Here is a 25,491-nt window from a genome sequence, read left to right on the forward strand (position 1 = left end):
GAGGCGGCTCCCGGCTGCGTTCCGACCGCGGCCCCATCCGCACTGACAGTCCTCCACCACGATTTCGATCCCGAGGAGATTCCCGTATGTTCTCCCTTCCCTGGCTAGAGCTCTCACGGTTCAAACGACACACGATCACGCGCCTGGCGATGATCGTCATCGCCATCATCCCCGCCATCTACGGCGGCCTCTACCTGGCCTCGAACTGGAACCCGACCGACCATCTCGACAAGCTGCAGGCGGCAGTGGTCAACGAGGACGTCGGGGCGGAGAAGCCGGATTCCGACGGCGAGACCCTGCACGCCGGCGATGAACTCGTCGATGAGATCACCCCGAAGGGCGAGGGCGGATTCGACTGGACCGAGACGAGCCAGGAGGAAGCCGACAAGGGCCTGTCCGAAGGCAAGTACTTCGCGATCCTCGAGATCCCGAAGGACTTCTCACAGGCCCTGGTGTCCACCGGCGGCGACGATCCGGAACGGGCCGGTCTGCAGCTGCGCACCGACGACGCCCACAACTTCATCGTCGGCCAAGTGGCCGGCACTGTGCTCAATGAGATCAATTCGGGTTTGAACAAGACGACCACGTCCGAATACGTCAACGAGGTCTACCTCGGCTTCAATGACATCCACGCGGAGACGAAGAAGGCCGCAGACGGGGCGGCGGAGCTCCACGACGGTTCGGTCGAACTCCACGACGGAACCGGTCAGCTCGTCGACGGGACGACCGAGCTCGACAAGGGCGTCGGCACGCTGAGAACGGGACTCGGCGATCTCGACGACGGCGCCGGGGAGCTCAAGAAGGGCAGCGGCGACCTCGCCGACGGCGCCGATACCTTAGCGAAGTCGACGACCGAGGCGAAGAACGGTTCGAGCGAACTCGCCGACGGGGCCGGTCAGGTCGCCGACGGCACCTCCGAGCTCCGTGACGTCGCCGATGAGACCACGGACAAGGCGGAGGACCTCAAGCGCAAGGCCGATGACCTCGTCGACGGGGCCCGGCCGAAGCTCGAACGTGCCGAAGGCGACTTCGATGATGCTCGCACCACCGTGCGCGGGGACATGGACGACCGGATCAAGCAGCTGCAGAAGGACTATCCGGACGATGAGAATGTGCAGAGACTCGCGGACGACATGAACGGCCTCGGCGAGGATCTCGACAGTGCGCACACGCGTGCCTCCGATGCGAAGGACGAAGCCAAGCGCCTCGAGGGCCCGGTGACCGACGCCGTCGATTCCGTCATGGAGAAGATCAGGGCCGCGGACAAGAAGGTCGGTCAGCTCGACGATGGGGCGCAGAAGGTCTCCACTGGAGCCGACGACCTCCATTCCGGCCTGCTCAAGCTCGATGCCGGGGCGGGCAAGCTCGCCACGGGAGCCGATGATCTCCATTCCGGTGCCGTCGAACTCAAGGACGGCACCGCGAAGGCCAAGGACGGAGCCGATGACCTCAAGGACGGCTCCTCGCAGCTCGTCGACGGGTCGACCGAACTCGACAAGGGTGCGGGCAAGCTCGTCGACGGTTCCGAGGAACTCGCCGACGGCTTGGAGAAGGGGCTTGAGCAGATCCCGACGTACGACAAGAACGACCGCGACCACCGGTCGGACGTCGTGGCTGTGCCGGTCGATGCGGAGAAGTCCAAGGACAACGCCGTCGATGCCTACGGTGAGGGCCTGGCAGCCTTCTTCGTGTCTCTGGCACTGTGGATCGGCGGCATGATCACCTACATGGTCCTCAACGCGATTCCCTATCGTGCCCTGGCCTCATCGGCGAAGTCTTCGCGCATCGCTTGGGCCGGATATGTGCCGGGTCTGCTCTTCGGAGTCGCGCAGGTCGCAGTGCTCTACCTCGTGCTCACCTTCGCCCTCGACTTCTCGGCAGGTGCATGGCTGTGGACCCTGCTGTTCTCGGTGCTCATCGCCGCGAACTTCCACGCGATCCACCAGCTGTGTGTGGCCGCACTGGGCGGAGTCGGGCGGCTCATCGCGCTCGTGCTGCTGATGATCCAGATCGCCTCGGCGGGCGGGACCTATCCCGTGGAGACGGCACCGGGCATCTTCCAGATCATCTCGCCGTTCCTGCCGATGAGTCACGCGGTCAACGGACTGCGCACGCTCATCGCCGGCGGCGATATGTTCATCGCCGGGCAATCGGCGGTGGTTCTGCTGCTGATGACGCTCATCGCCCTGGCAGCGACCGTCGTCGTGTGCAGCCGCAAACGCATGGTCACGCTCACGCAGCTGCACCCGAGTCTGAGCTTGTAGTGCTGGGCCGGGCGCGGCGGAAGGGGTCGCCTCGGTCAGTCGTCGAGGTAGCGAAGGTACCGCTGCGGGTCGTCGAGGAAGCGGCGCCAGTGGTCGACCATGTCGAGGTCTTCCCACGTGGACTCGCGCAGCCCCCATTCCCCGGCCTCGACGAGCTTCGCCCCCTCGGCTCGGGCGAGGATCGGAGAATGCGTGGCCATGACCGTCTGCAGGCCGTTGCGCTGGCGTTCGCGGATGAGCTGGAGAAGAGTGAGCGAAGCGGTGAAGGACAGCGCGCTCTCCGGCTCATCGAGGATCCACAGCCCCAGCCCCATGAATCTGCCCGTGAGCAGGTCGACGAACATCTCGCCATGTGACCGCTGGGCGTACTGGCGGCCGCGGATGGAACCGACGTCCAGCAGGTAGGCCATGTTCTCGTGCATCGTCTCGGCGCGGAGGAAGAAGCCGCCGCGGTCAGCTGACGCTCCGCGAATGATCTGCAGGTGGTCGCTCAGCTCGGGAGGCGCCTCGGCGTGATCGCGCCTCTCCCAGTCGGAGCCACCGCCGTGCGGCAGGTCGAGGGCCGTAGCGATGGCTTCGATGATCGTGGACTTGCCCGAACCGTTCTCGCCGACGAAGACGGTCGTGCGTTCGAACTCGAATCCCTCCAGAACGTTGCGGACGGCCGGCAGCTCGCGCAGCCAGGGACTCAGCTCCGGAGGCGACAGAGCGTGCTTGTTCACTGATCGCAGCGGCAGATCGATGCGGGGATCCATGTCGGTGAGGCTACCGGCCGGCCCTGACATGGCCGGCCGTGCCTACCCGAGTGCCAGCCGCAGCGCGAGGATGATGAGCACGATCGCGATGACGATGTCGAGGACCTGCCACACTCGCGGCCGGGCCAGGTACCGGGAGAGTCCGCGGGCGCCGTAGCCGATGGCGAGGAACCAGCTCATCGAACCGAGCATGGCCCCGAGCGTGAACGGCCAGACGTTGCCCTCGCCCTGCTGATTGGCGAGATTGCCGAGCATGACGACGGTATCGATGTACACACCGGGATTGAGGAAGGTCAGCGCCAGCGTGGTGAGGATGACCGACTTGAGGCTGCGCTGCTGGGTGTCCGCTTCGAGCCCGGTGGCAGCGCGTGCCGAGCGCAGGCTGGTCCACGCGAACCAGAGCAGATAGGCCACGCCCAGCCAGCGCAGGATCTCCAGAGCCCATGGCGCCAAGAGCACGATCGCGCCGATGCCCACCGTGCCCGCTCCGATGAGCAGGACGTCGGCGACGATGCAGATAGTGACGACGACGCCGAGGTGCTCACGCCGGATGCCCTGCCGCAGCAGGAGAGCGTTCTGAGGTCCGACGGCGATGATGAGCGACCAGCCGGTGAGGAGTCCGGTGACGAGATGAGTGAGCACGGACTCAAGATTAGAGTCCGCAGCCGGGTAAGAAAAACACAAGAATCTTCATCTGATGCACAATTGCTTCATGAACATCGAGCACGTCAAGGCGCTCGCCGCGGCCGTCGACGAGGGCACGGTCGAAGGCGCGGCATTCGTCCTGGGGATCACGCCTTCGGCTGCGAGTCAGCGCATCCGCACCCTCGAGTCCCGCCTCGGACAGGTGCTCATCCGCCGCAGCAATCCGATCACCGTCACCGAGGCGGGGCAGGCGGTCCTCAGGTACGCCCGGGAGGTCGAGCTGCTCGAGGCCGAGACGATGGACCGTCTCATCGACATCGATGCACCCGGCCGGACCGACGCCGACCGGGCCGGGTCCGGCACCGCGGCCCGGATCCCCACAGTGCTGCGGATCGGGGTCAACGCCGATTCCATGGCGACGTGGTTTCGTCCGATCTTCGCCGAGGCGGCCGGCTGGGATGACATCGTCATCCGCATCGAGCTCGCCGACCAGGACAAGGCGCTCGGCCTCCTGACCTCGGGCGAAGTGTTGGGAACGATCACCTCGGCGCAGGTCGGCGGATACGGGACCGAGGTCGAATGGCTCGGGTCGATGCGCTATGTCGCCGTCGCCACCAGGCATCTGCTGGCCAGGCACAGCACCGGCGCCGAGGTGGACCTGGAGAGGATGCCCATGGTGAACTTCGGCAAGGACGACGATCTGCAGCTGTCATTCCTCCGCCGCGAGGGAGTCGAGGTGACCCCGCCGATGTCGGTGGTGCCGAGCTCCGCCGATTTCGCGACCGCAGTGGCAGCCGGTGTCGGCTGGGGGATGCTGCCCGTGCTCCAGCTCGACGAACTCGACGACGATCTCGTTCAGATCCCCGAGGCCCGGCCCATCGACGTGCCCCTGTACTGGCACCATTGGAAGCTGGCTTCGGAGAAGCTCGCACGGCTGACCGCGGCTCTCCGCCGTGCCGCAGCGACGATGCGGTGATCAGCCGTCGAGCAGCTTCGCGATCAGCCATCTGAGCTGATCGAGGGCGGCATCGACGGTGATGCGCTCGGGGGCGATGATCGCATGCAGACTCAGTCCGTCGAGCATCGTGAACAGGGCGGTCGCCGAGGGTGGCACCTCGGCGGGATCGATATGGCCCTCCTCGGCGAGGAGGCCCAGCCACCTGTGGAGACAGTCATAGGTGACCTGATGGCCGTGTTCGATCAGCCGGCGGGCCCGCGTACGCTGCTCGGGCCCGAGGGCGCTGATGTGCATGGTCAGCCAGACATCGAGTTGGAGATCGCGATGCTCATGCGAGGGTAGGAACTGGGAGCAGCACTCGAAGAGACGCTGCCGTGGATCGCGGGCCGCGTCGTCGATCGAGAAGTCCTTGATCGCGACTTCCATGTAGCTCTGCGCGATCGCCTCGTGCAGAGCGGCCTGAGTGGGAAAGTAGTGCCGCAGAGTCGATGCTCCGATCCCGGCCTCCTTGGCCACGGCTCTCACACTGAGATTCGCCTGACCGGGGCTCGACCGTTCGGCCAGCCTGATCGCGGCCTCGATGATCTCTGCGCGACGAGCCATGTTCCTCTTCCCTTGTGATCCCACCATATGCCAGGCGACCGCCGAATCGCGGCGCGGCCATGCGCCAGTGTAGTACAGTGTACTAGTACGCCGTACTAGACAGAGCATCGACCCTGTGGAAAGGGAGTCCGAAATGATCGAGAGCCTCCAGGAATTCGCCGCGTCCATTCCCGACTGGCTGCAGTGGGCGGGCATCCTTCTCGTCTCCGCCATCCCCTTCGTCGAGTCCTACTTCGGCTCGGTCATCGGTGTGGCGATCGGCCTCCACCCGGTCGTCGCCATCCTCATGGCCGTCATCGGCAATGTGATCTCGATGCTCGCCTTCGTCTATGGAACCGGTGCCATTCGCGACAGGGCGACGAAGAACAAGGAACCTGATGAGTCGCCGAAACGGCAACGGCTCAAGCGCATGTTCGACAAGTTCGGCGTGCCGGGAGTCTCGCTGCTCGGCCAGACCTTCCTGCCCTCACAGATCACGTCCTCGGCGATGGTCGGCTTCGGTGCGAACCGCAATGTCGTCGCCTTCTGGCAGGTCATCTCGATCATCATGTGGGGAGTGCTCTTCGGCGTGCTCGCAACGCTCGGCATCGAACTCGCGCTGCGCTGAGTCGAGGACGGGGCCTCCGGCCGGGTCGCGTCAGTGCCTCCACCTAGACTGGCCCCATGACGGAAAGCATCCCGACGTCCCCGCCCGTTTCGGCAACTCCCGACGACTTCGCCGCCTCCGCTCAGCGGATCCTCGCCGAGCTGACCGCAGACCCGAGCGCGCAGTTCCGCGACGGTCAGCTCGAGTCGATCCGTGACCTCGTCCAGGGCAAGAAACGCGTGCTCGTCGTCCAGCGCACGGGGTGGGGCAAGTCGGCTGTGTACTTCGTCGCCACCCGCATGCTCCGGGCCTCCGGCACCGGACCCAGCCTCATCATCTCGCCGCTGTTGGCGCTCATGCGCGACCAGATCGCCGCTGCCGAGCGTGCCGGTGTCCGTGCCGCCAGTCTCAATTCCTCGAACGTCACCGAGTGGGACTCCGTGCTCGAGGACCTCAGAGCCGGCAGCCTCGATGTCCTCCTCGTCTCCCCGGAGCGGCTGAACAACCCGCAGTTCCGCGACGAGGTGCTGCCGCAGCTGCTGTCCTTCCTCGGCCTCATCGTCGTCGACGAAGCCCACTGCATCTCCGACTGGGGGCATGACTTCCGCCCCGACTACCGCCGCATCGGCCGGATCCTGTCCGAACTGCCGACGAACACCCCGGTGCTCGCGACGACCGCGACCGCGAACTCCCGGGTCGTCGCCGACGTCGCCGAACAGCTCGGCGACGACACCACCGTCGTCCGCGGCGAACTCGCCCGCGACTCGCTGCGGCTCGGGGTCCTGCCCGGACTCGACGCCAGTGCCCGCATCGCCTGGTTGGCCTCACACCTGGGTGACTTCACCGGCTCCGGCATCGTCTACACCCTCACCGTCTCCGCCGCCGAGGACATCACCCGGATGCTGCGCGAGCAGGGCCACGAGGTCCGCGCTTATACGGGCCGGACCGATGCCGAAGAACGTGCCGAACTCGAACAGCAGCTCAAGGACAACCGCCTCAAGGCGCTGGTGGCCACCTCGGCGCTGGGCATGGGCTTCGACAAACCCGACCTCGGTTTCGTCATCCACATCGGGGCACCGTCCTCGGCCGTGGCCTATTACCAGCAGGTCGGTCGTGCCGGCCGCGCTACGGACTCCGCCGATGTGCTCCTGCTGCCCGGTGCCGAAGACGAACAGATCTGGGAGTATTTCGCCACCGCATCGATGCCGAACCAGAACGACGCGAATGCTGTGCTCGCGGCCCTCGCCGAGGCGGACGGCCCCCTGTCCGTGGCCCGCTTGGAGACGCTGGTCGGAACCAAGAGGTCCCGTCTGAATCTGCTGCTCAAGACCCTCGAAGTCGAAGACGCCGTGTCCAAGGTCCGCGGTGGGTACGTCTCCACCGGGATGGGCTGGGCCTATGACCGGGAGCGATACGAAAAGGTCGCGGCCGTCCGCGCCGAAGAGGCCCGGGCCATGCTCGACTACGAAGCGACCGGTCAATGCCGGATGGAGTTCCTCATCCGGCAGCTCGACGATCCCGACCCGCAGCCATGCGGGCGCTGCGACAACTGCGCCGGTGTGTGGTTCTCCGCTGAGATCTCCGACGAGCAGCGTCAGGCTGCGGCCGGGAACCTCCACAAGATCGGCTTGCCCATCGAACCGCGCAGTACGTGGCCCAGCGGGTTGGCCAATATCGGCGTGCCTCTCAAGGGCCGGATCCCCGCGGAAGAACTCGCCGAGGAAGGGCGTGCGATCGCCCGCCTGTCCGACCTCGGGCAGGGGCAGACGCTGCGGTCATTCCTCGCCTCCGATGCTCCCGATGTCGAGGTCCCCGGGCAGATCGGCAAGTGGTGCCTTGAAGTGCTTGCTCAGTGGGATTGGAATTCTCGCCCCGAGGTAGTCGTCTCGATTCCGAGCGGCCGTCGCCCCGTGACCGTTCGGTCCTTGGCTGAGAATCTCGCTGCGGCCGGTCGTCTCGCCGACGGGGGTGAACTGCTTCAGATCGGCGACCACGGCACCCCGGACGTCAACAGCGCCTTCCGAGTCAAAGACCTCTATGAGGCCTTCGTCGTCCCGCCCGAGGTCGAAGAGGCCGTGGCCGGGAAGTCGGTGCTGCTCGTCGATGACGAGGTCGTCTCTCGGTGGACGATGACGGTCTGCGCACGCTTGCTGCGCAGGGCGGGAGCCACCTCGGTGCTGCCATTCGCGCTCGCGCTGCGGGCCTGATGCGGGTGGGTCTGCGGGGCTGACGGGGTGGTGCCGAGGTCCTGAGGACACTGGCTTCGGCACCCTGCGGGCTCAGACCGCGCGGAGGTCCCTGACCAGCCTCGGCGTCGACCTGCGTCCGACCCGTCCGACCCATACCGGCCACGGATATGCCAGGCGGATGTGGAAGTAGTTGATGTACTCGGCCGCCGCGAACAGCCAGACGAACACGACGAGGACGGCACTGAGGCTGGGTCCGGGCCAGGTGGCAACGACGCCGATGCCGCAGCCGAGAATCACGATCGGATCGAGAACCCGCAGTCCTCGATAGATTCGAGCGAAATGGGGCGGAATCGTGGCGGGCAGGTGTTTCCGGGCAAGCAACCAATAGACGCCGCCCTGAACGAGGACGGACAGCAGTGGAGCCACAGCGAACCACAGTGCCGCCTCGGCGCCGTCGGCGGCGACGAACGCGAGATTCGACGGCACTGCGGCAAAGACCGCCGCGGCGACGATCTCCCCGACCCCGAGGCTGAGGAGCCGTTTCCGCAGCGGCCCGAAACGTACTGCGACCGCGGTCTCGTGGCCGGTCACGGGTTCTGCTGCAGCTGGAACGTCGCCCCTTCCGGATCCGTGACCGTGACGATGCGACCGTACGGGGAGTCTTCGGGACCGGCGAGCACCTTGCCGCCGAGCTCGGTCACCTTCGCTGCCGCCGCATCGGCGTCTTCGACGTTGAAGTAGGTGCGCCAGTGGGAATTCCGCGCCCACTCGCTGGCATCGCAGATTCCGGCCACGGCATCATCTCCGTCGCCGTGCGTTGAGTAGGGGAACCCCTCCATCGGGGTGATGTCGAAGGAGAAGACCGTGCCGTAGAACTCGTTCGCGGCCTGGTAGTTCGTCGTCATGAGCTCGAACCACACCGGCGTGCCCGGGGTGAGCGGAGTGTCGAAGCCGGAGAACTCGCCGGGCTGCCACATGCCGATGGGCGATCCCGTCGGGTCGACGACAACGGCCATCTCTCCGAGCGGGCCGACGGGCATCGGACCGACGACATTCGCGGCACCGGCGGCCAGCGCGGCCTTGTGGACTCCGGCGATGTCGGCAGTATGCAGGTAGGTCGACCACGCGGTGGGCATCTCCGGGCTCGGGGTGCCGTCCATGTTCATCGCCTGCATGCCGCCGCCGACGGCATTGCCGTCCTTCGTGATCATGGTGTAATGCCCGAAGTCGGGGCCCTGGTCGGTGAATTCCCAGCCGAAGAGCTGGTTGTAGAAGTTCTGGGCGGCCTCGAAGTCCTGGCAGACATAGTCAATCCAGATCGGCTGGCCTTCACGGGGATTGAGCGGCATTGCATCTCCTCTATCGGGTGGATTCTCTTCAGGGGACGACAGCGGCCCGAGTGGACGAGGTGGGAGTGCGGGGATCCTATTGCCAGGAGCGGGTGAAATCGTCGAAGCAGTCGGTCAGCGCCGCTTGCAGCAGCGGACCGAAGGTCACGCGTCCCACCCCGAGTTCGGTGAGCTGGCCGAGGTCGAGCTCCTCGGGGACTGCTCCCTTGATCGGATGAGCGGTGACGTTCAACGGCAGAGTGACCTGGGCGAGGATCGATTTGAGGGTGCCGACATCGGGCAGGCGGACGGGGTAGACGGAGTCCGCGCCCGCCTCGGTGCACAGACGGAGACGACGGACAGCCTCGGCGGTGGGGTCATCGAAATCGCCGGGAAATTTGAACACGTCGGTCCGCGCGTTGATGACGACGTGGACCCGCTGAGCTTCGGCGGCCTGCCGGAGGCTCCAGATGTAGGCAGCATGCTCGTCGGGACTGCGCATGCTGCCCCGACTGTGGATCGTGTCTTCGATATTCACCCCGACGGCACCGGCTTCGAGGAGCCCGGCGATGAGTTCGGGAGCCGGGGTGTCATAGCCGGATTCGAGATCCGCGGTGACGGGAACGTCCACCGCCGAGGTGATCCTCGAGATTCCTTCGAGCGCCTGCTCGAGGGTCATGTTCTCCCCATCGGCATGGCCGAGAGAATCGGCCAGCGGGTGCGAACCGATGCTCAAGGCGTTGAAGCCGACGTCGACCATGGCGCGTGCCGACCAGGCATCCCAGACGGTCGGCAGTACGAGAGGCTCGTCCTGATGGTGTCCCTGCAGCAGGGTGAAGGCGCGTTCGGCAAGAACCGTGTAATCGACCATGGACAATACTGTTCCACTTCGCGGGCCCGACACGCCAGGGTTCTCAGCGGTTCACCAGAAGGTTTCAGACTCGGGCGGTGATACCGTGAACGACATCTGAGGTTGTCTCACAGAGGGGCCGAGGTGGTCGGTTCGGGCATCATCCGCGTTTCGCCCAAACCTGAGCGGGTATGGGCGCTCCTCGCTGTGCTTGCCGGTCTGCTCGTCATCCTCATCGAAATCCCCGCGGCACTTCTGTCCGAGGGCACCTATTCGTTCGTTCGGCAGTCGATCAGCCACCTGGGCGTGACAGGGTGCGGGGAATGGTCCGTCGCCGACGCCCCGATCGAGGTGTGTTCGCCTGCGCACCCGCTCGTCAACGGATCCTCCATCCTCGGCGGATCGATCCTCGCGGTCATCGCTTTGGTCTGGCACGACTGGATCGCGCCGACGGTCTGGGGCAGGTGCGGTTCCTTCCTCCTCGCCGGGGGCGGGATGCTGCTGGTCGGAACCGGGATGGTCCCCGCCGACATCGACCCCACCCTGCATGCGGTCTTCGGCTTCGGTGGTGCCGCGGTGCAGAACCTCGGGCTGCTGGCCGCCGGCATCGCGATGTCGAGGTGGCCGGAGAAGAGGTGGATCGGGCCTGCCGAATTCGGTGGACTCACCGTCGGCTTCGGCGCACTCGGGTTCGCCGGAACCCTGCTCATGGCCGCACCCGAGAGCTGGAATCTGCCGGTCGGCATCATCGAGAGGGTCGCTGCCTACCCGTTCTTCGTCTGGTTCGTCCTCACCGGGTGGAAGCAGCTGCGCGATGCCGCGAAGAGGCGACGTGAACTGGCAGAAGGACGCTGAGAAGTCGAAGCACCGCGGCCCGTGGGTCCGAACCCGAAAACCTGTGCAGCGATCACTGAGCTATCCTTAGTGAACAATGTTCGCAAAGGAGACTCATGAAGATCCTTGTCCTCGCGCCTGGTTCCCGCGGCGACGTCGAGCCTGCTATCCGCATCGCCTCGGGACTCATCGCCGACGGGCACCGGGCAACGATCGTCACTCATGCCGACTACGAGCAGTCCGTGACTGCCGCCGGCTGCGAATCCGTATCGTTCACCGTTCCCCTCGAACCGCCGCGGCCGCCCGGTGGCAAAGCTCCGGGAGCCCGCGGTTACCTTGCCCACCTGCGGGACTACATGCTCGACCATGCCCGCGCTGCGCTCGCCGCCGCAGCGGGCGGTGGGTTCGGGGCTGTCATCGCGAACCCGATTTCGCCGTATGGTCACGACATCGCCGAAGCGTTGGATGTGCCCTCGGCCGAGGCGCTGCTGCAACCGGCCGAGCCGAGTCGAGGCTACCCGCCGATGATCGCTTCGAACCTCGATCTCGGGCCCGTCCTCAACCGCGGTTTCGGCCGCCTGGCCCGACGCTTCCCCGCTCCCGTCGACACAGCGGTCGCTCATGTGCGCAGGGAACTGGGACTGCCGGATGAGAGCCGCCGTGCAGGCGCCCATCGACGGCTGAGCGCCGGCCTGCCCATCCACCACGGCATCTCGCCTGCAGTCCTGCCGCGTCCCAACGACTGGCCGAGCAACCTCAGCCTCGACGGATTCTGGTGGCCCGTCGAGGATGAGGACTGGACACCCGCGGTCGGACTCGTCGACTTCCTCGCTGCTGGGCCCGCACCCGTCCTCATCACTTTGGGCAGCGTCGATACCGGCGGAAGTTCGGCGGTGACTGACTTCGCGGAGGCCACCGACCGCCGAGTGATCGTGCAGGGGGCCTGCGGCAGCAACCTCGCCGAGGCGGCTCCGCACCGAGTCTTCGCCGCGGACCATGTGCCCCATTCCTGGCTGCTGCCGCAGGTCGCGGCGGTCGTGCATCAGGCCGGTGCCGGAATCACCGCGGCCTGTCTGCGTGCCCAAACCCCGAGTGTCCCGCTGCCGCAGCACACCGACCAATTCTTCTGGGCGCGACGCGCACACGAACTCGGCACCGCGGTCACCCCGCTCACCGGAAAGCGCGTGAGCGGAGAAGGGGTGTCTGCAGGTGTGGAGCAGGTTCTCGGCGACTCAGGGTACCGGCAGCGCGCCTCTCAGGTCGCTGCCCGACTCGACGACGGCGACAGCACGGCACCGCTGCGCCGGTGGGCAGCGATGTGTGATGGCTGAGGAGGGCGCAACGACGGACAGGCACGTCGGGCCGGCCATCAGGATCGGCCGGCGGGCGAAGTTGAACCGGACCGTGATCGTTCGAGCCGCGATCGCTCTGGCCGATCGCAGCGGACTCGAAGCCGTGACCATGCGCGCCGTGGCCGCTGAGCTCGACAGTGCTGCAGCGGCCCTGTACCGGCATGTGAGGAACCGAGAGGAACTCGTCAACCTCGTTCGCGACAGCGCACTGACCGAACGAGGCGAAGCCACGGCGACCGGAGACTGGCAGACCGATCTGCGGACTTTCACGCACGGCCTCCTCGAGCTGCACTTCGCACATCCGTGGCTCGCCGCGGGCGGCCTGCCGACGAAGCTCGGCCCACAGGCCGTGGACGTCGTCGAGACAGCCATGTCACTGCTCACGCCCCATCCGGCGGGCCGGGGCCAGAAGTATTCGGCGATCGCAGTGCTCTTCGAACTCGTCGCGGGGTTCGCCCGCAGCGCTGCGGCGACGCAGCCGCTGATCGCCGACTTGGCCCCGCGTCCGGGTGAACCAGACGCCGATCGCGACGAGGCCGCCGGCGATCACTCCGAGACGATCAATGGGCCGGACTTCGAGGCCCAGCGCGCGCATGCACTCACCGTCATCCTCGCGGCGACGTGTGGAGTTCTCGACAGCGAGCAGCTGCACACCCGAAGAGATCCCTGACGATCTGAGCGACCCGATGCGCGTATGACCGGTCGCCGCAGGCACCCACGACCGTGCCATGATCGCTCACAGACGCGGGGTCCGCGGCGGCACCTCCCGGCGCGCTCCCGTGGCTTCGAACGCCGCGGCGATCTTGATGAGCGCGGTGTCGTCCCAGCCGCGGCCCGCGATCGTCAGACCCACCGGAATGCCGGTGTCGGCCATCGTGCCCATCGGCACCGTCACCGAGGGGATGCCGAGATGACGCGGCACAAGGTTGCCGTTGGCCACCCATGTGCCGTTGCGCCACCCGAGATCAGCCGAGGCCTCATCGACGTCCATGTCCGCCGGTCCCACATCGGCCATCGCCGGGAAGACCACGGCATCGAGTCCGTTGGCATCCATCCACTCTTCGAGGTCGACACGGCGAGTCTCCTCGAGCCCGCGCACACCGGATTCGAGCTCCGGGATCTCCGTCAGCGACGCATAGCCATTGGCCCGCACCTGTTCCGGATAGGTCGCGATATCGTCGTCGAAGCCGAAATACCGGTCGGGCAGCGCACCCTCGGGCTGCGGGAAGATCAACGCCCCGTCGACCTCGGCGAGCGTGGGCAGATTCGGATCCCCATTTGCTGAGAGGAAATCGTCCCACGCCCACGAGGAGAGGTCGTTGATCTCCCGATCGAGATACTCAGGTGAGACGAGTCCGCGAGTCCTGATCGTCGGAGCGCCGAGGCGGTCGCCCTCGTAATTGCTCACGACCGGGAAATCCGTCTCGACAACCTCGGCGCCGGCGGCTTCGAAATCGGCCCGCGCGGCCTGCCACGCCTCGATCACCGAGGCACGAGTGACGACCCGCTGTCCCGTGGGCCCGCCGATCCCGCCGTCCGGATTCGTCCCGGCCTCGTCATCGGCGTTGATGTACATCCGCGGCACTCCGAGGCGGGCACCGGCGAGCACCGACCGGGCCTCCTCGGCTGACTCCGGCAGCAGCGAGGCATACGAGGCTGGGCGCACAGCGCTCGCCTTCGGAATGCTCACCCAGGGTTGGACGCGCCAGAAATCGCCGCGGGTCTCGGCATCATCGTCGACGATGACGTCGAGGACCTCGAGCAGATCAGCCATCGTTCGGGTGTGGGGGACCACGACGTCCATGGTCGGCACGAGCGGCCAGTTCCCGCGCACGCTGATGACCCCGCGCGAGGGCGTGTAGGCGATGAGCGCATTGTGCGAAGCCGGTGCCCGACCGGACGACCAGGTCTCTTCCCCGAGGCCGAAAGCCGCGAAGCTCGCGGTTGTGGCGGTGCCCGAGCCGTTCGAAGATCCCGAGGCGAATGCGCTGGTCAGCCAGTCCGCGCTGTACGGGCTCTCGGCGCGGCCGTAGAGCCCGCGCTGCATGCCGCCGTTGGCCATCGGCGGCATGTTCGTCAGGCCCAAGCAGATGGCACCGTCGGCGCGCAGGCGTTCGATCGTGAACGCATCCTTCTGCGCGATCAGATCGGCGAACGCCGGCGACCCGGACGCGACCGTGAGGCCGGCGACCATGTAGCTGTCCTTCGCCGTGTACGGAATCCCGTCGAGGGGGCCGAGCGTGGTCCCGGCGGTACGTCGTTCGTCGGAGGCGGCAGCCTCGGTCAGCGCTTGGGGGTTCGCAACGATCACGGAGTTGAGCTTCGTGCCGGTATCCCGGCCGTCGAATGCGGCGATCCGATCCTGATAGGCCTCGACGAGCTCCACCGAGGTGGTGCGGCCGTCCTCAAGGGCCGACCGCAGATCGGCGATGGACGCTTCGACGACGTCGAACTTCGACATGTTCATCCTCCGGGCACTCGACGGTGCGTGCGCGATGTGGGTGTGTTCCTGCCCAGGGTAGCGCCGATCCGGTCGTGATGGGCTGCGGATTCCGTTGCCGACGCTCGGTACGATCAAGGCATGACGGTCAACGCAATCATTCTCACTGGGGGTCGTTCCCGCCGTTTCGGCGGCGAGTACAAACCCGGGGTCGACGTGGGCGGGAAGTCGACGATCTCACGGATCCTCAACAGTATCCGCAGGCTTGACACGGGGCATCTTGCAGAGGCCAGCGGCGATGCGGGTAGCGACGCCGATTCCGGTCAGGTTTCGATCACGTGCTCCGAGGTGTGGGTAGCCGGACCCGTGGGCGGTCTGTCGGCCGCAGAAAAGGCGACCGTTCACGAAGTGCGGGAGGAGCCCGCGTTTGCCGGGCCGCTGGCAGGAATTGCGGCCGCCGTGGCTGCGATGTCGCCTTCCGAAATCATTCTCGTCCTCGCCGGGGATATGCCGATGATTACAGCGAGCCACCTCGGCAGACTCATCCACGCCTGTCGAGAAACCGGACGGCTGGCCACTGCGAAAGATGATCGCGGGAAGACGCAGTTTTTGTGTGCGGCGTGGCCATCCGAACTGCTGCGCGGTCGCCTCAACGGCATCGGCGATCCCACCGACCGGGCGGTCAGACTCCTGTTCTCCGGTCTCGAACCGACCGTGGTCGACGTGGACCCGGACGTGGTGAGCGATTTCGACACCGCGGCCGAGCTCGAAGCGATTCGAACTCGGCTGCAGTGAATGTTCCGGCGAACCGTGCGACGGCGGTCATCGTGACTCACGACGGTCGCCTCGGCGAGGGTCTTCAGCCGTCGATCTGCGTCTGTTCGACGGCCTCGACGGCTTCTTCGGGACTCAGGCGGCAGGCGATGCCGATGTAGAAGACGATGATCGAGAAGATCACGGTGACGATCTCGCCGACGATGAAGCCGAGGAGGTCGAGGCCGCCGCCGTAGTGACCGATGAAGCTGAGGACGACGAGCCCGACCATCCACAGCAGCATCCACCAGCCCGAACGCATCTTCAGATCCGGCAGGCGGGACTTGTCCTTGGCGAAGATGTGGTGGGCGATCATCACGACATAGCCGATGGCCACGGCGAGGAACAGCTTCCAGTTCGTCTCCCACCCCGTCCAGTAGACGATGAGGTTCGCGCAGACGAACCCGATGATCGGCAGCGCATCACCGCCGGGCAGCTTGAAGGGGCGATCCTGCTCGGGTAGCTGACGGCGCAGTGCCGCCACCACGACGGGGCCGGTGGCGAACGAGAGCACCGTGCCCGAGGTGATGAAGCCGACGAGCTTCGCCCAGGACGGGAACGGCAGGAACATGATGCACGAGACGACGAAGACCATGAGCAGCGAGATCCACGGCACGCCGTTCTTGTTGAGCTTCGCCAGGGCGCGGGGTGCGTTGCCGACCTTCGCCTGCGAGTACGACAGGCGTGGAGCCAGAGCGGTGTAGATCAGACCGGTGTCGGCGGGGGAGATGATCGCATCACCGTAGAGGATGATGGCCAGCCACACCGCTCCCAGCAGCAGGGAGATCTCGGCCAGAGGGCCCGCATCGTTGGTGAACGCGAGGTTCGCCCAACCGTCCTTGAGCAGGTCGGTCGGCAGAGCGCCGATGAAAGCGGCCTGCAGGAGGATGTAGATGGCTCCGGTGACGAGGATCGATCCGACGACGGCGAAAGGCACGTTCTTCTGTGGGTTCGTCGTCTCGCCTGCGAACTCCACGCCCTGCCGGAATCCGAGGTAGGAGAAGACGATGCCCGCGGCGGGTAGGGCGGCGAGGATCGGGCTCACTCCGTTGGGCGCGAAGCCGCCGAACTGCTGTGAGGTGAAGTGGCCGGGGTTGAAGGCCAGTGCGAAGAACACGACGATGACGAGGACGATGACGACGAGCTTCCACCACACGAGGATGTTGTTGAAGCGGGCGAACAGCGAGACGCCGTAGAGGTTGATGATGCTGAAGACGAGCATGAGCCCGATGCTCACCGCGATGCCGGGGCCGGTGAGGACGGCGACGTCATCGACGGTGTGCATGAGCCAGGGCAGATAGCTCGAAGCGTACTGCACGGCCGCCATGACCTCGATCGGCACGGTCGCCGCGACGGAGAGCCAGGTGATCCAGCCTGAGGTGAAGCTGGCGAAGGATCCGAACGAGAAGTGCGGGAAGCGGATGACACCGCCGGCGACGGGGAACATCACGCCGAGTTCGGCGTAGTTGAGTGCCACGAAGATCATCATCACCGCGCCCAGGGCCCAGGAGATCAACGAGGCGGGTCCGACCATCACCGAGGCGTTGAAGGCTCCGAAGAGCCAGCCGGAACCGATGATCGAGCCGACCCCTGTGAACAGCAGGCCGATCTTTCCGATATCTCTCTTCAGTCCCTTGTCGCTGCGGACGTCGACCTTCATCGGTCTGCCGGCACCGGAGGCCGCAGCTCCGGGTGTCGGGGGATTCATGGTGGACATCTTTGCCCCTTCGTTTTCGAAACCATTTTCGACTGTTGAAGTCTGCGCCGCCCTGTGGGTGATGTCAATCACTGTCAGAGCGTTTGCGGCTCATTTGAGAGGGCACCTTTATACGCCAGATGACCAGCGACGATGCTCAGTTTTCCGAGTCGCGGAGTCGGCGATCTGCGATTGGATCCAATCGCGTGGGAAATGGCGGAATCGATGCCGGAATCGCGGATGGCAGTGACAAGGAGAAGGGGTCGATTGGATCCGATCGGCGGAAAGTCTCACAGATTTCCCTCAGCGCAGATCGGCGGCTGTGTAGGGTGATGGCGACGGATTGCAATTGGGTTGCGATTTTTCGCCCGTTCGGCGCGTCGCGCCGAACGTCGGGGTCGAGCGCGAAGGATCTCATCCGCAGGAGGGAGTGCGCGATGACCCACGATCCAGGTCGCAGTGCCGCGATCGCGGCAGAGCTGCGGGCGCGCATCATCGACGGTCAGCTGCCGCCGGGGGCGCGCATCCGGCAGGAGGAGATCGCCGATGAGTTCGGCGTCAGCCGGATCCCCATCCGTGAGGCCCTGCGCAGCCTCGCCGCCGCCGGACTGATCACGCTGGTGCCGTCGACGGGGGCGTGGGTGACCGAACTCAGCCTCGAGGAGTGCCGCGAGGTCTACCTCATGCGCGAACGCCTCGAGCCGCTGCTGCTGTCGATGGCGATCCCCCTGCATGCCCCGGAGGCGATGGCGGATTTCGTCCACCTCGCCGAGGCGGTCGAGTCCGCGACATCGGCCGGTGAGTTCCTCGAACGCGACCGCGACTTCCACCGCGCGATCATGGCCGTGCCCGATGCGGCACGGCTGAGCGAGACCGTCGACCACCTGTGGAACCTCAGTCACTACTACCGCAGGCGGCTGCTGACCGCCGATGTGCACCGACGCAAGACCGACATCTTCGCCGAGCATCGGATGATCCTGCGCGCGATCGAGATCGAAGATATCGAATCCGCCGAGGCGGCCATGGCTTCCCATATCCGCCACACCCGCCGACTCGTCGAAGCCGATCCGCAGCTGTTCGAGCGAGGCTGAACCGTCCGCTCGGGACGGGGCCGACTCAGCCCTGTCGAGCTTTGAATCGGGGATTCTTCTTGTTGATGACGTAGACGCGTCCGCGTCGACGGACGACCTGAGAGCCGGGCTGGGACTTCAGGGACCGCAGTGAACGTCGAACCTTCATGAGTGTCACTCCTTAGTGAAAACGAGTATCATTAACAGTAATACTATGGTCTCAGACGAAGGGAAGCGAATGCAGGACTCATTCGAGAGTGCGCGAGCACCGGTGGCCGGTGAGATCGAAGCGATCGCGGTCGTCGGTCTCTGCGCCGCGGAGCGACGGCGATATGCGATGGCGCTGGCGGGAGCGCGCGATTATGTGTTCGTTCCCGCGGAACAGACCGTGCAGGGCATCGAGGTCATCGACCGCCTCGTCGCCCTGGTTGCGATGACGCCGAGTGTGCGCGGCTTCGTGCTCGAGTACGACGATGAGACGAGCTGTGCGGAGATCATCGGCGCCCTGAGTGCCCCGGAGTCCCGGGCCGTCCTGACCGATCTCGTGTGTGTGCTCGACCTCGTGTGCCTGCCTGCCGATCTGGGCTGCGAAGACCGTGCCGCGCTGCTCGTCGATCAGGTCGAATTCGCCTCCACGCTCGTCCTGCTCGAGCCCGGAGAGCGGATCGACTTCGCCGGCTTCGCCGCCGCCCTCGGTCTGGTCGGGCACCTGGCGCCGGAGGCCAGGCAGTTCATCGCCGAGGCAGACGCCGTGCATGCCCCGGAGCGCTGGGACTTCGGCGGGCGACCTCCGGCGGCCGGGTGGACGGCGATCCTCAACGCGGAGTTTCGGCCGCCTGCCCATACGGGAGGCGTCGGGGCCTGCCGCTACGAGCAGGCGCGCCCGTTCCACCCGCAGCGCCTGCAGGCGGTGCTCACTGCCGCACTCGGCGAAGGCCGCTGGGGCCGAATCGTGCGCTCTGCCGGATTCGCCAGACTGGCGTCCCGGCCCTATGTCAGCGCGCATTGGGACCAGGCCGGAAGCCTGCTGAGGCTGACGCCGCTGTCGGCGGGCCCGTTTGTCGGTGCTGGGGCTGAGCTGCTCGCGTGGGGACAGGAGCTTGCCGTCATCGGCTTCGACCTCGACGAGGCGGGGCTGTGCGAAGCGCTCGATCGTGCGGTGCTCACCGATGCCGAACTGCTGGCCGGACCGATGGCCTGGTTGGAGTACACGGACGAATTCCCCGCCTGGGACACCGCGCACCGGAGCTGACGGCGTCTACACCGCGGCAGCCGCCCGGCACTCGGCGCACAGGCCGAAGATCTCGAAGACATGGTGTGTGATCTCGAATCCGTTCGAGGCCGCAGTCGTGCGCATCCAGTCCTCGCTCGGCGGGTCGATCTCGACGGCGGTGCCGCAGCGCTCGCAGACGAGATGATGGTGATGCTCGGTCTGCGTGCAGGCGCGGAAGAGCTGAGTCTCGGCGACGGTGATCGTATCGGCCTCACCGCTGTGACCGAGCGCATTGAGCTGGCGGTACACCGTGGCCAGGCCGACGCTCGCGCCTTCGTCCTCGAGGCGGCGGTGCAGCTGCTTGGCCGAGACGAAGCGGGTTTCGGACTCCAGGGCTGCGCGGATGAGGGCCTTCTGCGCGGTGCTCCGCGGCTTCTTCGGTGGAGACGCCATGGGACACCCTCCTCGGGCGGGTCGACGGTACACGCATATGCACGCGCGTGCATATGCGGAAGAAGTAATGAAACACGTTACCATTAACGCTCGGAACTCTCGCGGGGTCGTCGTTCGGAACTCCCGCGGGGCCACCGGCCGGGCGCCGAGCGGGAAGAAGACGACCGGCGGCGACACCGAGACGAAGCGCCGCGAGAAGGGGAGGCGAAATGGGCGGAGCCAAGCGCAGGCCGGCGATACCGGTCATCCTGCTCACCGGCTACCTCGGCGCCGGGAAGACGAGTCTGCTCAACCATCTGCTGCGCCACCCCGACGCCCGCATCGGAGTCATCGTCAATGACTTCGGCGATCTCAACATCGACGCCGGCCTCGTCGTCGGTCAGGTCGACGAACCGCTGTCGATCGCCGGTGGATGCGTGTGCTGTCTGACCGACGACTCGGAGCTCGAGGACGCTCTCGTGGCGATGACGAACCCGAAGCTGCGCCTGGATGCGATCATCCTCGAAGCCAGCGGATTCGCCGAACCCCTGACCCTGGCCCGGATGATCACGCGCATGGGCCAACATCGGTTCCACCTCGGCGGGGTCATCGACGTCGTCGACGCGACCATGCACTTCAAGACCGTCGACACCTCGAGCCTGCCGCCGCTGCGCTACGCGGCCACGACCCTGGTCGTGGTCAACAAACTCGACGAGATCCCCGGGAGCGACCGCGACCCCGCGGTTGCCGCCGTCCGCGATCGCGTCCACCAGCGCAACCCGCGCGTCATCGTCATCGGCACGAGTCATGCCCGCATCGATCCCACCCTGATCTTCGACCCGGGCGAGGGCGACCGCAGGTCTGCCGAATCCCGCCGAGGCGACGGCGAAGTGAGCACCGAAACGACTCAACCCGAACTGCCGATCCGGGAGCTGCTGCGTCAGGCCTACGCCGAGGCCGCAGCCGAACAGGCCGGAGACGACGGAGCCTCCGAAGAGCTCATGCCCCACCGGCATGCGCGGTCGGTGACCGTCACGGGGCGCGGATGCGCCGATCCCGATGCTGTGATGGACTTCGTCGAGGACCTGCCTCCGGGCGTGTACCGCGTGAAGGGAACCGTGCAGGTGGCCGTGGGGTCCGGGCGGCGCCGCTTCGGAGTGCAGGCGGTCGGCCCGAACGTCTACGTCGCCGAGGCGGGCAGGCCCGTTGCCACGACTCGGGATCCGGATGGGGCCGCGGGGGACGGTGACCGGCAGGACGCCGAAGCGCAGGACGCGGTCGCGCAGGATGCCGACAGCGTCCTCGTCGTCATCGGTGAGGACTTCGACGCCGAGGCGGCTCGCTCCTCTCTCGTCGCCGCGCTCAATCCCGGGGCCGACAACTCCGCGGTGCCGAGCCCGGAACGCGCCGAACGGCTCCTCCACCACGTGCGTCTGCACAGCTGAGCCAGAGGCAATCCTCCGGTTCTCCTCCGTATTTCCTGAGGGCGGTCTGGAGGTCAACACCCGTGCCGAGAAGCATCCGTCGCCCCTAAGGTCGAAGTGTGCCCCACCGGGTCGTGCTGATCGGTCGACCGGAAACGACAGCGAGAAATCATCCCTTTGGGGGACACCGGTGAATACTTTCGGGCGATCCGCTCAGGCGTTTCGCTTGGTATACTGACTGCGTTGCCTTCGTCGGTGCTCGGCTCTGCCGCTGGGCACCATTGCCTCGGCAATGCCGCCACATGACGACTGTGTCCGAACCGTGCCTTCTCAACCCCCGAACCCGGAGGAACCCGTGTCCCTGATCACCCGGATGAGTCTGAAGAACCGCCTCATCGTCGGACTGCTCACCCTCGTGATCGCCGTCTTCGGCATCGTCGCGACGACCTCGCTCAATCAGGAGACGATGCCCTCGGTCGATCTGCCCAGCACTTCGGTGCAGGCGACCGTCCCCGGTGCCTCCCCCGAGGTCGTCGAGGAGACCGTGACGAAACCTGTGGAGACCGCGCTCGAAGGGATAGGCGAACTCGAATCGGTCACCACCTCCACCTCGTCGGGAATGATGACCGCCGAGGTGACCTGGCCCTTCGGCAAGGACTCCGAGAAGATGACCGACTCGATCCGCTCCGCCGTCGACGGGGCGAAGGCGAGCCTTCCCGACGACGCCGAGGTCGAGGTTCTGTCCTATCAGATGGACGACGTCCCGGTGTCGATGTTCGCCGTCTCCGGTGGAGATCCGAAGACGCTCGGCGACCGGCTCGAAGCCGACCTCGTCCCCGAACTGCGCGCCCTCGACGGTGTCTCGAACGTTGAGGTCACCGGCCAGGACGAGCAGCGGGTGAGCATCGCCTTCCGGCCCAGGGACGTGGCGGACAAGAACGTCGTCGAATCCTCGGTCCCCGATGAACTCGAAGCCGCCGGCACCGTCGTCCCCGCCGGTCGCAGCAGCCAGGGCGACACCTCGATAGCCGTCGAGGTCGGCACCGAGGTCGACGCCGTCAAACAGATCGAGAAGACGCCGCTGCGCACCCAAGACGGCACCGTGCTGCTCGGCGATGTCGCCGACGTCGACCTCGACTCGATCGAGAAGACCTCCTTGTCCCGCGCCGACGGCAAGGACTCCGTGACCGTATCGGTGACCAAGGACCAGGACGCCAATGTCGTCGACGTCTCCCATAAGGTCGCAGACACTCTGGATCGAGTGGGCCCGAAGCTCGGAGAAGATACGGAGTTCTCCACGATCTTCGACCAGGCACCGGAGATCGAGAAGTCGATCCATGACCTTTCCGTCGAAGGCGGACTCGGCCTGATCTTCGCGATCTTCGTCATCCTCGCCTTCCTCGGCTCCTTCCGCTCGACCATCGTCGCCGCGATCTCGATCCCGATGTCGCTGCTCATCGCGATGATCGGGCTGATGGTCGGCGATTACACCCTCAACATCCTCACCTTAGGCGCCCTGACGATCGCCGTCGGACGAGTCGTTGACGACTCCATTGTCGTCATCGAGAACATCAGGAGGCGCCAGGGAACGACCGACCTGACGATTGAGGACATCGTGGCCAGCGTCAGACAGGTCGCCGGAGCCATCACAGCCTCGACCCTGACCACCGTCGCGGTGTTCCTGCCCATCGCCTTCGTCGACGGCATCGCCGGACAGCTCTTCCGCCCTTTCTCCGTCACCGTCTCCCTGGCGCTGCTCGCCTCCCTCATCGTCGCGTTGACGATCGTCCCGGTCTTCAGCTACTGGGTGCTGCGCCGCAGCCCCAAACCGCTCTCACCCAAGCGTCAGGTCGCAACCGACCGCAGCTTTGAACTCTGGGCCGCCAGGCAGCACAGGCGCTCCGTGGCGCGTGCCGAACGCCGCCAGAGAACGATCCAGAAGAAGAACGCCAAACGAGCAGCCAAAGGCAAAGACCTCCTGCCGGATGTGAGCGTCGAACCCGTTGTCTCCCCGGCACCAGGCGATGGAGAGGCTTCCGGCAGAGTCGACCGACTCCAGCAGCGCAGCCTGCCCGCGATTCTCTCCGCACTGCACCACCCCTGGCGGACCATCATCTTCTCTGTCGTCATCTTCATCGTCACGATGATGGGAGCGACTTTCCTCAAGACCGACCTTCTGGGTTCGGCCGGAGCCAACTCCCTCTACATCACTCAGACCCTGCCTGCGGGCGCTTCTCTCGAGGCTGGAGACAAGGCCGCGAAGCGCATCGAAGCCGTCCTCGCCGACGACCCGGACGTCGAGACGTACTCGACGACGGTCAACGGTCCGGAAGCCGGAGCCGAGAACCAGTTCAACATCACCCTTGTCGAGGATTCCGAGGCCGAGGTCGCGACGAACCGCATCCGGGCCCAGCTCGACGACCTCGGAGACGACGCCGGAGACATCGACGTCCAGGACGCCGGCGGATCCGTCAGCGAAGACGTCGAAGTCACACTCTCGGGCACCGACTTGCGTTCACTGCACAATGCCGCCGACGAGGTGACGAAGAGGATGGCGGACACGGACGGAGTCCAAACCGCCCGCAACGACCTCGCCGCCGAGCAGCCTGTCATTGAAATCGACGTCGACCGAGAGAAGGCCGCCGACTACGGTTACAATCAGGCCGAAGTCGGCCAGGCCATCGCCGCAGCCCTGCACGGCACCGATGCGGGAACGCTGACGCTGGAAGGCAAGGAACGCGACATCTTCCTCGCCCCGACCCACCCGGATGCGACCCCGGACGAGATCCGCGCCCTCGAACTGCCCGTCACCGAGGTGCAGACGCAGAACGCGCAAGAAGAAGCCACCGACAGGGTCGAGGAGAAGACCGAAGCCCGCGCCGACGAGGCCAAACGTGAGGCCGCCGACGAATCGGCAGAGCAGCTCGAATCGGCCCGAACAGCCCGTGACGATGCCGCCGAGCAGCTCGAAGAGGCCCGCAAAGCGTTGCGAGATGCCGAGAATCCGCCTCCTGCGCCGAGCCCGGATGAAATGGCGGCCGACCAGGTGGAGCAGGCCCGTGAGGGCGTCGACCAGGCGGAGAAAGGGCTTAAGGAAGCCAACGACGCGATCGATGACCTCGTCGACGGCCAGCGTGAACAGGAGCAGAATCAGGATGAGGAAGAGCGCCTCGCCGATGAGCAGGCCGCCATTCCCGACATCAAGGGCGAATCGATCACCGTCGATGAGATCGCTAAAGTGAAGAGGGCCGAGACTCCGGCCACGATCGACCGCGCCGACGGGGATCGGAAGGTCACGGTGTTCGCGACCCCGGGCGACGGACAGTTGGAGACGGTCACCGCTGCGGCCGCCGAACTGACCGGGACCATGGATCTGCCCGACGGCGTCAGCTTCGACGTCGGCGGAGCCAGCCAGGAGCAGGCGGAGTCCTTCGGCCAGCTCGGGGCGGCCATGGCTGTGGCGATCGTGCTCGTGTTCCTCGTGATGATCGCGACCTTCCGCAGCTTCGTCCAGCCGCTCGTCCTGCTGGTGTCGATCCCATTCGCCGCGACCGGAGCCGTGCTGCTCCTGCTGGCGACCGGCACCCCCTTGGGAATTCCCTCGCTCATCGGTCTGCTCATGCTCATCGGCATCGTCGTGACGAATGCGATCGTGCTCATCGACCTCATCAACAAACTGCGTGAGGACGGCTTGGAGCTCATGGACGCGATCGTCCACGGCACCAGGCTGCGCCTGCGCCCGATCCTCATGACCGCTGCCGCGACGATCTTTGCCCTCGTGCCGATGTCGCTGGGTCTCACCGGTGGGGGAGTCTTCATTTCGCAGCCGCTGGCCATCGTCGTCATCGGTGGCCTCACCTCATCGACGGTCCTCACCCTCATCCTCGTCCCCGCCCTCTACCTCCTCGTCGAGCGACGCAAGGAGATCCGGGCGACGCGCCGCGAGGAGAAGCGTGCGAAAAAGCGGGCCGACGATGAGGCGAGGATCGAAGCGGAGGCAGCCGAGGTGGGCCTGCGTCCCGATGAGGAGTGAGCTTCG

The 25,491-nt window shown here is 66.1% G+C and carries 22 protein-coding genes; 12 read left to right on the forward strand and 10 right to left on the reverse strand.

Going from position 1 to position 25,491, the window contains the following annotated elements:
* Window positions 1-86: 86 nt before the first annotated feature.
* On the forward strand, window positions 87-2,264 hold the full coding sequence (locus tag EB836_RS09505) for a YhgE/Pip domain-containing protein (RefSeq protein ID WP_135539796.1): 2,178 nt from the start codon (window positions 87-89) through the stop codon (window positions 2,262-2,264).
* Between the two features lie 35 nt (window positions 2,265-2,299).
* Here the strand turns inward: EB836_RS09505 and EB836_RS09510 are convergent, their stop codons facing one another.
* Complete coding sequence (locus tag EB836_RS09510) at window positions 2,300-3,019, reverse strand: AAA family ATPase (RefSeq protein ID WP_135539798.1); 720 nt, start codon at window positions 3,017-3,019, stop codon at window positions 2,300-2,302.
* Window positions 3,020-3,061: 42 nt separating this feature from the next.
* Window positions 3,062-3,661, reverse strand: a complete 600-nt coding sequence (locus EB836_RS09515; protein ID WP_135539800.1) for a LysE family transporter — start codon at window positions 3,659-3,661, stop codon at window positions 3,062-3,064.
* Between the two features lie 70 nt (window positions 3,662-3,731).
* On the opposite strand from EB836_RS09515, the gene EB836_RS09520 reads away from it, so the two are divergent.
* Complete coding sequence (locus tag EB836_RS09520) at window positions 3,732-4,640, forward strand: ArgP/LysG family DNA-binding transcriptional regulator (protein WP_167854412.1); 909 nt, start codon at window positions 3,732-3,734, stop codon at window positions 4,638-4,640.
* Here EB836_RS09520 and EB836_RS09525 read toward each other — a convergent pair whose 3' ends face one another.
* Window positions 4,641-5,225, reverse strand: a complete 585-nt coding sequence (locus tag EB836_RS09525) for a TetR/AcrR family transcriptional regulator (RefSeq protein WP_135539804.1) — start codon at window positions 5,223-5,225, stop codon at window positions 4,641-4,643.
* Window positions 5,226-5,358: 133 nt separating this feature from the next.
* Between EB836_RS09525 and EB836_RS09530 the strand changes: the two genes are divergently transcribed.
* Entirely contained in the window at window positions 5,359-5,832 is a 474-nt protein-coding gene (locus EB836_RS09530; protein WP_135539806.1) for a hypothetical protein, read from the forward strand.
* Window positions 5,833-5,888: 56 nt separating this feature from the next.
* Complete coding sequence (locus EB836_RS09535) at window positions 5,889-8,018, forward strand: RecQ family ATP-dependent DNA helicase (protein ID WP_135539808.1); 2,130 nt, start codon at window positions 5,889-5,891, stop codon at window positions 8,016-8,018.
* 72 nt (window positions 8,019-8,090) lie between these two features.
* Here the strand turns inward: EB836_RS09535 and EB836_RS09540 are convergent, their stop codons facing one another.
* The 3 genes from EB836_RS09540 to EB836_RS09550 form a co-directional block, all read right to left on the reverse strand.
* The gene (locus EB836_RS09540; protein WP_205683342.1) at window positions 8,091-8,591 is read right to left on the reverse strand and encodes a hypothetical protein; all 501 of its coding nucleotides are present in this window, start codon (window positions 8,589-8,591) and stop codon (window positions 8,091-8,093) included.
* Complete coding sequence (locus EB836_RS09545) at window positions 8,588-9,349, reverse strand: VOC family protein (protein ID WP_135539810.1); 762 nt, start codon at window positions 9,347-9,349, stop codon at window positions 8,588-8,590. Before EB836_RS09545 ends, EB836_RS09540 begins: the two co-directional genes overlap by 4 nt.
* 76 nt (window positions 9,350-9,425) lie before the next feature.
* A complete protein-coding gene (locus EB836_RS09550; protein ID WP_135539812.1) occupies window positions 9,426-10,199 on the reverse strand; it encodes an isocitrate lyase/phosphoenolpyruvate mutase family protein in 774 nt (257 codons plus the stop codon).
* Window positions 10,200-10,301: 102 nt separating this feature from the next.
* Here EB836_RS09550 and EB836_RS09555 point away from each other — a divergent pair, with 102 nt between their 5' ends.
* The 3 genes from EB836_RS09555 to EB836_RS09565 all read left to right on the forward strand — a co-directional run bounded on the left by EB836_RS09555 (window position 10,302) and on the right by EB836_RS09565 (window position 13,034).
* Window positions 10,302-11,033 carry a DUF998 domain-containing protein gene (locus tag EB836_RS09555; protein ID WP_167854413.1) on the forward strand — a complete coding sequence of 244 codons (732 nt, stop codon included), beginning with the start codon at window positions 10,302-10,304 and terminating at the stop codon, window positions 11,031-11,033.
* Window positions 11,034-11,128: 95 nt separating this feature from the next.
* On the forward strand, window positions 11,129-12,343 hold the full coding sequence (locus EB836_RS09560) for a glycosyltransferase (protein WP_135539817.1): 1,215 nt from the start codon (window positions 11,129-11,131) through the stop codon (window positions 12,341-12,343).
* A 73-nt stretch (window positions 12,344-12,416) separates the two neighbouring features.
* A complete protein-coding gene (locus EB836_RS09565; protein ID WP_167854414.1) occupies window positions 12,417-13,034 on the forward strand; it encodes a TetR family transcriptional regulator in 618 nt (205 codons plus the stop codon).
* 66 nt (window positions 13,035-13,100) lie between these two features.
* Here the strand turns inward: EB836_RS09565 and EB836_RS09570 are convergent, their stop codons facing one another.
* The gene (locus EB836_RS09570) at window positions 13,101-14,825 is read right to left on the reverse strand and encodes an amidase (RefSeq protein WP_135539821.1); all 1,725 of its coding nucleotides are present in this window, start codon (window positions 14,823-14,825) and stop codon (window positions 13,101-13,103) included.
* A 120-nt stretch (window positions 14,826-14,945) separates the two neighbouring features.
* Between EB836_RS09570 and EB836_RS09575 the strand changes: the two genes are divergently transcribed.
* On the forward strand, window positions 14,946-15,599 hold the full coding sequence (locus tag EB836_RS09575; RefSeq protein WP_135539823.1) for an NTP transferase domain-containing protein: 654 nt from the start codon (window positions 14,946-14,948) through the stop codon (window positions 15,597-15,599).
* Between the two features lie 64 nt (window positions 15,600-15,663).
* On the opposite strand, the gene EB836_RS09580 is transcribed toward EB836_RS09575, so the two are convergent.
* Complete coding sequence (locus tag EB836_RS09580) at window positions 15,664-17,334, reverse strand: APC family permease (protein WP_205683343.1); 1,671 nt, start codon at window positions 17,332-17,334, stop codon at window positions 15,664-15,666.
* 416 nt (window positions 17,335-17,750) lie between these two features.
* Here EB836_RS09580 and EB836_RS09585 point away from each other — a divergent pair, with 416 nt between their 5' ends.
* Window positions 17,751-18,404 (forward strand): GntR family transcriptional regulator, encoded by a 654-nt coding sequence (locus tag EB836_RS09585; protein WP_167854415.1) that lies wholly within the window; start codon window positions 17,751-17,753, stop codon window positions 18,402-18,404.
* 25 nt (window positions 18,405-18,429) lie between these two features.
* Here EB836_RS09585 and ykgO read toward each other — a convergent pair whose 3' ends face one another.
* The gene (gene ykgO / locus EB836_RS09590; RefSeq protein WP_039212194.1) at window positions 18,430-18,552 is read right to left on the reverse strand and encodes a type B 50S ribosomal protein L36; all 123 of its coding nucleotides are present in this window, start codon (window positions 18,550-18,552) and stop codon (window positions 18,430-18,432) included.
* Between the two features lie 69 nt (window positions 18,553-18,621).
* On the opposite strand from ykgO, the gene EB836_RS09595 reads away from it, so the two are divergent.
* On the forward strand, window positions 18,622-19,635 hold the full coding sequence (locus EB836_RS09595; protein WP_167854416.1) for a GTP-binding protein: 1,014 nt from the start codon (window positions 18,622-18,624) through the stop codon (window positions 19,633-19,635).
* A gap of 6 nt (window positions 19,636-19,641) precedes the next feature.
* On the opposite strand, the gene EB836_RS09600 is transcribed toward EB836_RS09595, so the two are convergent.
* A complete protein-coding gene (locus EB836_RS09600) occupies window positions 19,642-20,049 on the reverse strand; it encodes a transcriptional repressor (protein ID WP_135539828.1) in 408 nt (135 codons plus the stop codon).
* 209 nt (window positions 20,050-20,258) lie between these two features.
* Between EB836_RS09600 and EB836_RS09605 the strand changes: the two genes are divergently transcribed.
* A complete protein-coding gene (locus tag EB836_RS09605; protein ID WP_135539830.1) occupies window positions 20,259-21,473 on the forward strand; it encodes a CobW family GTP-binding protein in 1,215 nt (404 codons plus the stop codon).
* A gap of 334 nt (window positions 21,474-21,807) precedes the next feature.
* A complete protein-coding gene (locus tag EB836_RS09610; RefSeq protein WP_240689789.1) occupies window positions 21,808-25,485 on the forward strand; it encodes an efflux RND transporter permease subunit in 3,678 nt (1,225 codons plus the stop codon).
* The last annotated feature ends 6 nt before the right edge of the window (window positions 25,486-25,491 follow it).

Origin of the sequence: Brevibacterium sp. S111 (assembly GCF_004745075.1) — a bacterium.
Lineage (GTDB): Bacteria > Actinomycetota > Actinomycetes > Actinomycetales > Brevibacteriaceae > Brevibacterium.